The 8,986-nt window shown below is 70.6% G+C and carries 9 protein-coding genes; all 9 read right to left on the reverse strand.

Features of this window, described 5'->3' with window-relative positions; all coding sequences use genetic code 11:
• Positions 1–940 (reverse strand): AMP-binding protein (locus C1I99_RS25235; RefSeq protein WP_146604050.1); only part of this gene is annotated, 940 nt, incomplete at its 3' end.
• A gap of 335 nt (positions 941–1,275) precedes the next feature.
• Positions 1,276–1,665 carry a DUF2267 domain-containing protein gene (locus tag C1I99_RS25240; protein WP_111136683.1) on the reverse strand — a complete coding sequence of 130 codons (390 nt, stop codon included), beginning with the start codon at positions 1,663–1,665 and terminating at the stop codon, positions 1,276–1,278.
• 211 nt (positions 1,666–1,876) lie between these two features.
• A complete protein-coding gene (locus C1I99_RS25245) occupies positions 1,877–2,293 on the reverse strand; it encodes an arsenate reductase ArsC (protein ID WP_111136684.1) in 417 nt (138 codons plus the stop codon).
• A gap of 99 nt (positions 2,294–2,392) precedes the next feature.
• The gene (gene arsB / locus C1I99_RS25250) at positions 2,393–3,490 is read right to left on the reverse strand and encodes an ACR3 family arsenite efflux transporter (protein ID WP_111136685.1); all 1,098 of its coding nucleotides are present in this window, start codon (positions 3,488–3,490) and stop codon (positions 2,393–2,395) included.
• Positions 3,490–3,795, reverse strand: a complete 306-nt coding sequence (locus C1I99_RS25255; protein ID WP_199562385.1) for an ArsR/SmtB family transcription factor — start codon at positions 3,793–3,795, stop codon at positions 3,490–3,492. The genes arsB and C1I99_RS25255 overlap by 1 nt, the downstream gene beginning before the upstream one ends.
• Before the next feature lie 330 nt (positions 3,796–4,125).
• Entirely contained in the window at positions 4,126–5,340 is a 1,215-nt protein-coding gene (locus tag C1I99_RS25260; protein ID WP_111136687.1) for a S8 family peptidase, read from the reverse strand.
• A 509-nt stretch (positions 5,341–5,849) separates the two neighbouring features.
• Positions 5,850–7,142 (reverse strand): enterobactin transporter EntS, encoded by a 1,293-nt coding sequence (gene entS, locus C1I99_RS25265; RefSeq protein WP_111136688.1) that lies wholly within the window; start codon positions 7,140–7,142, stop codon positions 5,850–5,852.
• Between the two features lie 39 nt (positions 7,143–7,181).
• On the reverse strand, positions 7,182–7,412 hold the full coding sequence (locus tag C1I99_RS25270; protein ID WP_111136689.1) for an MbtH family protein: 231 nt from the start codon (positions 7,410–7,412) through the stop codon (positions 7,182–7,184).
• 17 nt (positions 7,413–7,429) lie between these two features.
• Positions 7,430–8,986, reverse strand: a 1,557-nt coding sequence (locus C1I99_RS34650; protein WP_146604051.1) for an alpha/beta fold hydrolase, incomplete at its 5' end; no start/stop codon positions are given.

Here is an 8,986-nt window from a genome sequence, read left to right on the forward strand (position 1 = left end):
GGTCGGCGGCGGCGAGCGGCAGCGCGTACTGGGCGGCGAAGGTCATCTCGGTGGCGCCGTAGCCGTTGACCAGCACACAGCCGGGGGCGAACCGGTCCCGACCGCGGGCCGCGTCGGCGTGGGTGGCCTGCTCGCCGCCGAGCAGCACCAGCCGCACCTGGTCGAGCCGCCGCTTCCCGAGGGTGTCCAGCAGGAAGCGGTAGACGGTCGGGGTGGAGTGGTAGACGGTGACCCGATGCCGGGCGAGCTGCTCCACGGCGTGGGCGAGCCCGTGCCGGCGCAGGTCCACCGGGACGACGGCGGCGCCGGCGAGCAGCGCCGGGTACAGGTCGGGGATCGCCGCGTCGAAGCTGAACGAGGCGAGCAGGCTGAGCCGGTCGTCCGGGCCGATGTCGAGGGTGGCGATCTGGTTGTCGACGACGTGCAGCAGGTTGCGGTGGGTCTGCCCGACCGCCTTCGGTACGCCGGTGGAACCGGAGGTGAAGAGCACGTACGCCAGCGCGTCCGGCGCGACCGGTACCGGGCGCAGCGGTGCGGCCGGTACGGCGGGCACCGGGCACAGTCGGACGTCCGGCCGGTCGGCGGTGAGCCGGCGGGCCAGCTCGGCGTGCTCGGCTCCATGCAGGACGGTGGTGACGTCCGCGGCGCCGAGCATGTGCCGCAGCCGCTGCTCCGGGAACCCCGGGTCCAGCGGCACGTACGCGCACCCGGCGGCCAGCGTGCCGAGGGTGGCGGCGATGGTGTTGGCACCGTGCCCGGTGAGCAGGGCGACCCGGTCACCGGGTCGGCGACCGGCCGCGGTCAGCGCGGCGGCGTGCCCTCCGGCGGCGCCGGCCAGCTCGGCGTAGCTGAGCCGGACGGTTTCGCCCAGGATGGCCGGCTGGTCGGGCCGACGGGTGGCGACAGCGCCGAAACGATGGATTATCGTCGATTCAGTCATCGTCAGGAATCGACTGTGGACCCGCAAAAGGGCAGCACACAGCGCTCAACGAACATGATCACGATCCCCCCAGGACATGCCAATGCAAGCAGCATAAGGCTCGATACCTGGCTCGAAAGATCGTCGATTAGAGTCGGGCCGAAGAGTCGACCAGCCCCTCGGACGACGGACGGAGAAAACCGTCCGATCATCCCCCTGGCGCGTAGAGGAGTTTCCACATAGGCACCCACCACCGAATATTTCTGCTGCAAAACACGCCGCAGGCCGTGAAATTTCCCGAAATTCGGGCGTTGTCCACACTCTGACATGTGAACGGCATATGGCCGACAGAGCCCTCAACCGTCATACGGCGGCAGCGGCATCGCCTGCGTCGTCCCGCCGAAGTCCCGGGGCAGCCGGGCGACCATCTGGCGGAACTCCTCGACGGTGACCGCCTCCCGCAGGGTGGCGAAGACGGCTCCGGTGCCGGCCCGCGCGGTCGCCTCGTCGACCCCGGCCCGCTCCTCCACCCGGCGCAGGAACTCCGCCGGCCCGAACGCCGCCGGGCCGCCCGCGGACCCGCTGCCTGCCAGGTAGCCGTCGAGCTCGTCGGGGGGCTGCCCGGCCACGTCGCCGGTCATCCGCTCCACCATGGTCTGCAGCACGGCCCGGGCGATGGTGGCGGACTGCGTGGCCGGGAGCCCGGCGCGGCGGGACACCGCGTCGACGAAAAGGGGAAACCGCACGGCGCTCTCCTGTCGTCACCCGGCACCCCGCATACCCCGGCCCGATGCCGGCAAACGACGCTCCCGCGCCGCCGGCCGGCCCGCCACGGCAGCCGCAGCCTCCCCGGCGCCGGTGCGGGAAAGACCCACCGGCTGGACGCCGGGATCGAGCTCGCGGGCGCGCATCCCGGCGGAGATCCCGGCGTCACCGCCGCCGACGATCAGCAGCCGGTCACGACCGGCCTGCGTCCGGGACGAGTTCCCGGACCAGCTGCCGCACCCGGTCGCGAATCTCGTCACGGATCGGGCGGACGGCCTCGACGCCCTTGCCGGCCGGGTCTTCCAGCGTCCAGTCCTCGTAACGCTTGCCGGGAAAGACGGGGCAGGCGTCGCCGCAGCCCATGGTGATGATGACGTCGGACGACTCGGCCGTGGCGTACTCCAGCAGCTTCGGGGTCTGGTCGGTGATGTCGATCCCGACCTCGCGCATGGCCTCGATGGCGGCCGGGTTGACCGCCTCCGCCGGCGCGGAACCGGCGGAGCGGACCTCCACAGCATCGCCGGCGAAGTGTCGCAGCCAGCCGGCGGCCATCTGGGAACGGCCGGCGTTGTGCACGCACACGAACAGGACGCTGGGCTTACCGTTCATTCCTGGGCTCCTTGCTGGGTCAGCGGGTGGCGGCGAGGTGGCCGGCGTTGCAGACGGTGCAGATTCCGACGACGCCGGTGGCGCCGCGGTCCAGGCAGGTCATCGCAGCGCCGACGGCGAGGTGGCAGCGGGGAAGAGCCGGCGGCGCAGGCCGAGGCTGACGTAGACCAGGGCCACCAGGACCGGAACCTCGATCAGCGGACCGACCACGCCGGCGAGGGCCTGGCCGCTGGTCACCCCGAACGTGCCGATGGCCACGGCGATCGCGAGTTCGAAGTTGTTCCCCGCGGCGGTGAACGCCAACGTGGTGGTGCGCTCGTAGTTCAGGCCAGCGGCCCGGCCCAGGGCGTAGGAACCGGCCCACATGATGGCGAAGTAGGCGAGCAGCGGCACCGCGATCAACGCCACGTCCCAGGGGCGGGAGGTGATGGCGTCGCCCTGCAGAGCAAAGAGGATGACGATGGTGAACAGCAGCCCATACAGGGCAGCCGGGCCGATCTTGGGCAGGAACCGCGCCTCGTACCACTGCCGGCCCCTGGCGCGCTCGCCGAGCCGGCGGGTCAGAAATCCGGCGAGCAGCGGGATGCCGAGGAAGATCAGGACATTGCCGGCAATGTCCAAGCCGGAGACGGTCAACTCGGCGCCGGGCAGGTCGAGCCACTGCGGCAGCAGGGTCAGGTAGAACCAGCCGAGCAGGCCGAAGGCGAGAACCTGGAACACCGAGTTGAGGGCGACCAGGACGGCGGCGGCCTCCCGGTCGCCGCAGGCGAGGTCGTTCCAGATGATGACCATGGCGATGCAGCGGGCCAGCCCGACGATGATCAGGCCGGTGCGGTACTCCGGCTGGTCGGCCAGGAAGATCCAGGCGAGGGCGAACATCAGCGCCGGACCCACGATCCAGTTGAGCAGCAGGGAAAAGAAGAGCAGTCGCCGGTCGCCGGCGACGGTGTCCAGCCGGTCGTAGCGGACCTTGGCCAGCACCGGGTACATCATGATCAGCAGGCCGAGGGCGATCGGCAGCGAGATGCCGCCGATCGTGACAGCTTCCAGGGCGCTGTTCAGGCCGGGAATGAGCCGGCCGAGCAGCAGCCCGGCGGCCATCGCCAGACCGATCCAGATCGGGAGGAACTGATCGAGACGGGACAGCCGGGCGACCACCGCCCCGGTTCCTGTCTCCCGCTCGTCAACGCTGCTCATCAGCACTTCCGGGGAGCGTCGGAACGGGCGCGAGCACGCCGCGCGAGGTCGGTCAGGTGACCGGCAGCGGTTTCGAGGGCCTCGGGCACCAGCCGGTAGTAGGTGAACCGACCGTGGGGCTCGGCGACCACCAGGCCGGCGTCGCGCAGCAGCCGGAGATGGTTGGAGATGTTGGGCTGCTTGGCGCCGGTGTCCTCCACCAGGTGACAGGTGCAGGCGGGCCCGTCGGCAAGCAGCGCGATGATCTGCGCCCGGAGCGGGTCAGCCAACAACCTGATCACATCAGGTGCATTTGATATCAGCACGAGATGATGTAATCACGGGCTCGGCACATCCGTCCAATCGCCCAGCACCTCACATCCCAACCCGGACACCGTCCCACCGACGTGAATCGGCTGAACACCGGCCACTGCTCACACCTCCGACGATCGATCGTGCCGCGATCGCGCCCCCCTTAGTTGCGTGGCGGCCGCGCAGGAACGCGCGGCACCGGCCGGCCAGCCCTGTCCGGGGTGGCCGGCCGGCGCCGACGGGGTTGCCCGCTGTCCCGCCTATCCAGCGGTCAGGCTCGTGCGGGGGTACAGCTGAGGTAGCGGGTCCGCCATGCCGGTCTGGATTCTCCGGCGGCGGTCTGGTCAGAAGGTGGCGACGTTGAGCAGCTTCTCCTTGCTGCCGTCCGGGTCGTCGGAGTTGTTCCAGTCCGTGGTACCGGCGGACTGGAGGGCCGACTTGACGGTGCTGGGGGAGGCGGAGGGGTTGTTGGCCGTGTAGAGCGCGGCGCCACCGGCGACGTGCGGGCTCGCCATCGAGGTGCCGGAGATGGTGTTGTAGCCGGCCCCCTTCCAGGTCGACTCGATGCAGACACCCGGAGCGATCAGGTCCACGTCGGCGCCGTAGTTGGAGAAGTCGGCAAGGGTGTCGTCGACGTCGGCGCGGCAGGTGGCGGCGGCGCCGCCGCCGGGCAGGCCGTTGAAGTCGGCGAGCGCGCTGACCGTGATCACCTCGTCGTACGCCGCCGGCACAAAGGTGCTGGAGTCGGCGGAGCTGTTGCCGGCCGCGACCACGTACGTGACGCCGGCGGCGACCGACTTGCAGATCGCCTCGTGCATGGCGTCCCTGTTGCTACCGCAGGCGCTGTCGGAGCCGGAGCCACCGAGGCTCATGTTGGCGACCTCGATCATGTCCGCGTTCGCGGTGACGAAGTCGATACCGCAAATGATGTCGGAGAAGCTGCCGCTGCCCGAGTTGCTCAACACCCGCACCGGCCAGATCCGGGCACCGGGAGCCACGCCCACGACGCCTGTGCTGTTGTCGAGCGCCCCGATGGTGCCGGCAACGTGCGTGCCATGGCCGTTGCCGTCGTCGGCGCTGCGCCCGGTGCTGCAGTTCTTGGCACCGGCCGTGTAGACGTTCAGGTCAGGGTGGTCCAGGTCGACGCCGGTGTCGATGACGGCAACGTCCACGTCGACCCGCTCATCCGTACCATTGATCTTCGCGGTCGTGCTCAGCTCGGCGTCGGCCCGGTTGATGCCGGTCGGCATCGACTGCGCCGTGGTAGTGGCAACGCCGTCGGGCTGCACGAAAAGCACTCGCGAATCCCGCGAGACGCGCTCCGCTGCCGTCGCACTCATCCGGGCCGAGTAGCCGCGCAGGGCGTGCCCGTAGACGTGGCCGACGGCCGCGCCGTTGGCCCGGGCATGCTCGGCGGCGACGGACGAGGAGTCGGCGTCGGCGCGGAGGACGACAATGTAGCCGGTGGTCGCGTCGGCGGGGGCGGCGGTGGCGCCCGTCGCTGCGGCGGAGGCGACGACGATGCCGGTGAGCATCGCGACGCCCAACGTTCTGCGCATGGGTGTTCCTCTCCACGTGCGGTAATGGGCAGTTGGCCCACCCGCAGGCTGCCCGGAGAGGGAAGGGCTGGACCAGAGAGGGCCGGCATTCGTTACTGGAAATATATAAATATTGGTAAAAATGGGCATAGCGGTGGGCCCAACGTCGGACGTCGGGCCGCGGATCCTCCTGCCGGGATATCGACCGTTCCGGTCCGGGCGTTTCACACCGCCCTGTCGTGGCGCGAGCGGTACGGCGCCGGGCATGACGGGAGGCGCTACAACTGGCACCGCATCACGCGCTCACCCGGCTCCGCACGCTCGCCGGTGACACCCTCGCCCAGGTGATTCCGGGACCACCGGCGCGCCCAGGCCTCCACCGAAGCCGGTCGAGCGCAACGACCGGCTGCTCGATGCGATCCGCCACTGACCTGGTCGAGGTCGACGGCGGTCGGTGGACGGTCGAGGTGGCGGTGGGACGCGTCGGGCCCATGGCGATCACCGGGCGGGTTCCAGCCGCAGGTCGAGGATCACCGGCCGTCGCCCTCGCGGACACCGGTCAACTCGGGCACCGGATCGCTGCCGTCGCCGGTGCTGGTCGCGGGGACGGCGCGTCGTACGTCGGGGATCACCGCGGCGATGACCAGCACCGCCGTGACGCAGGCCAAGCCGCTGAGGAGCACGGCGATGCCGGGGCCGGTGACACCGGCCAGACCGCCCACCAACGCACCGCCGGCGGCCGGCGCCACGGTGGCCAACGCCAGCCAGAAGCTGCTCACCCGACCCATCAGTGCGCTCGGGGTGTGCTGCTGCAGCAACGCCCGCACCAGGATGTCCGTGAAGATCATCCCGGCTCCGGCGAGGCCGAGGAAGACGAGCGCGAAGCCGATGTTGCCGCTCGCCCCAAGCGCGGTGATGCCCAGCCCCCACAGGAGCCCCGCGCCGAGCAGCGCCCGGCCCGGGCGGGAGTAGCGCCCGACCCAGCCGCTGAACAGGGCGCCGAGGAACGCGCCGACGGCGGGAGCGGAATACATCAGCCCGACGGTACGTGGATCGCCGTGCAACACCTTCGCGCCGAACTCGGGGAAGACCGCGTACGGCAGAGCGAACAGCCCACCACACACGTCGACCAGCAGCAGGCCGGCGATCAGGCGGTTTCGCCGGACGAACCGCAGGCCTTCGGCGATGGCCCGCAGCGGATGCTGGTGCTCTGCCTCGGCCGGCGGGCGGCGCGTCACCAGCGACATCATCGCCACCTGGATCACCGTGGCCACGCAGGTGATGCCGTAGCAGACCGCAACCCCCGGTCCTGCGATGATCGCGCCACCGACCGACGGCCCGACCATCGTCGCGAGCTGGGTGGTGATGGCGGTCAACGCCCCGGCGGCGGCGAGCTGCGCCTTCGGCACCAGGTCGGGGACGATCGCCACCAGTGCCGTCTCGCTGACCCCATCGACCACACCGATGACAGCCGCGCACAGGTAGACGACCCACAGCCGCGGCTGGTCCAGCAGCGCGTTGACCGTCAGTGCGGCGAACACGACCGCGGCGCCGCCGCGGGACAGCAGCAGCAGCTGGCGACGCTCGTACCGGTCGGCCAGGACCCCGCCGGCCAGGGTGCCCGCCAGCAGCGTCCCACCTGCGGCGACATTGACCATGCCGACGGCCAGCGACGACCGGGTGAGTTGATAGACCTGGATCGACAGGGCCACCAACGTCAGGCTGATGCCGAGCAGGGCGACGACCCTGGCCCAGAACATGATCCGAAAATCCCGGCTGGACCGTAGCGGGGTGAGGTCCATGGTGATCTGGCCCAAACGCATGTGGACTCTTTCCTGTGCGGGGGTGACGCGGTCGGTGGTTCAGGTCCGGTCGGCGTTCATCGCCTCGACGAGGGACCTGGGTCGCAGGTCACTCCAGTGGGTCTCGACGTACTGCAGCGCCTCGTCGTGGGAAGCGTTGGCGAGCACGGTGGTCCAGCCGGCCGGCACGTCGACGAAGGACGGCCACAGCGAGTGCTGCCCCTCGTCGTTGACAAGGACGTGGAAGACGCCGTCAGGATTGTCGAAGGGGTTGGTCGGGGAGTCAGTCATCGTCGTGTCCTTCCGGGTCACACCCGACGCCCAGGCGCCGGGTTGTCGATCGAATACAGCCGTTCGCTGACGATCCGACCCCACTCGGCGAGGGGTCCGGGGTCGGTGACGGCCAGGTGGGTACAGGCGATGTCGTGGTTGTCGATCAGGCCGTGGACCAGTGGCTTCCACCGCCGGTGCGTCAGCGAGGTGCCCGCCTTGTCGGCGGTGGCGGTGAGGAACAGCACGTCACCGTCGTAGGGCCGCAGTGTGGCCGTCCGCATCAGGCGGGTCGCGTTGGCGGCCACGTCGACGACCGCGGTAACGGTGGTGTCGTCGACGGCGGCGAGCAGACCGCCCCTCTGCCGCAGCAGCGCGACCACCTCCTGGCGGTTCAGTCGCGCGGCGTCGGCGGGGTCCCGGCCGGCCAGCCTGAGCAGGAACTCCAGCGCGTCGCGCTCGTCCTCGCCATGCTCGGCCATCCGTTCGGCGTCGGTGAGCGGGTACGCGTCGAGTAGGGCCAGCAGCCCGACCTGTTCGCCGGCGGCCTGCAGCTGAGTCGCGGCGGAGTACGCGACGAGGCCGCCGAAGGACCAGCCGAGCAGGTGGTACGGCCCGTGGGGCTGTACGGCGCGGATCTGCTGAACGTAGTCGGCAGCCATGTCCTCCAGGGTGGCTGGCAGGGCCGCAGGCTCGGCCAGGCCGCGCGCCTGCAGCCCGTAGACGGGCCGGTCAGGGTCCAGGTGCTGGGCGAGCCCGGCGTACGGCCAGGCGAGGCCGAACAGCGCGTGCACGCAGAACAGCGGCGGCCGACTGCCGCCGGGGCGCAGGGGCAGCAGCACCCGCATCGCGGAGCGGTCCTCGCCGGCGCCAGCTGCGATGTGCTCCGCGAGGGTGGCCACGGTGGGGTGCGTGAACAGGTCCGCCACCCGCATGCGGGACCCGACCGCCTCCCGGATCCGGCTGACCAGGCGCATGGCGAGCAGGGAGTGGCCGCCGTGGTGGAAGAAGTTGTCGTCAACACCGACGGCCGGCAAGCCCAGGACCTCCGCGAACAGCTCGGCGAGGAGCTGCTCGCGGGGAGTACGCGGTGCCCGGCCAGCCAGGGCCAGGCCGCTCGTGTCGGGAGCGGGAAGAGCCGCCCGGTCAAGCTTGCCGTTAGGCAGCGCCGGCAACGCGTCCAGGATCACGAACCCCGACGGGACCATGTAATCCGGCAGTTCCCGTGCCGCGCGGGTGCGGACCTGTGTGACGTCGAGCCCGTTGCCGGGGCGAGCGACGAGGTAGGCGACAAGCCGCATGTCGCCGGGCTGGTCCTCTCGTGGTGTCACGGCGACATGCGCGACGTCGGGATGGCGGGCCAGGACGGCCTCGATCTCCCCGAGCTCGATGCGGAACCCGCGCAACTTCACCTGCTGGTCGACCCGGCCGAGGAAATCCAGAATGCCCTCCGCCCGCCAACGCACCAGGTCCCCAGTGCGATACATCCGCTCCCCGGGCGCCCCGAACGGATTCGCCACAAACCGGCCCGCGGTCAGGCCCGGCCGCCGCAGGTATCCCCGAGCCAACCCGTCCCCGGCCAGATACAACTCCCC

This window comes from Micromonospora deserti, assembly GCF_003236335.1.
GTDB classification, from domain to species: domain Bacteria; phylum Actinomycetota; class Actinomycetes; order Mycobacteriales; family Micromonosporaceae; genus Micromonospora; species Micromonospora deserti.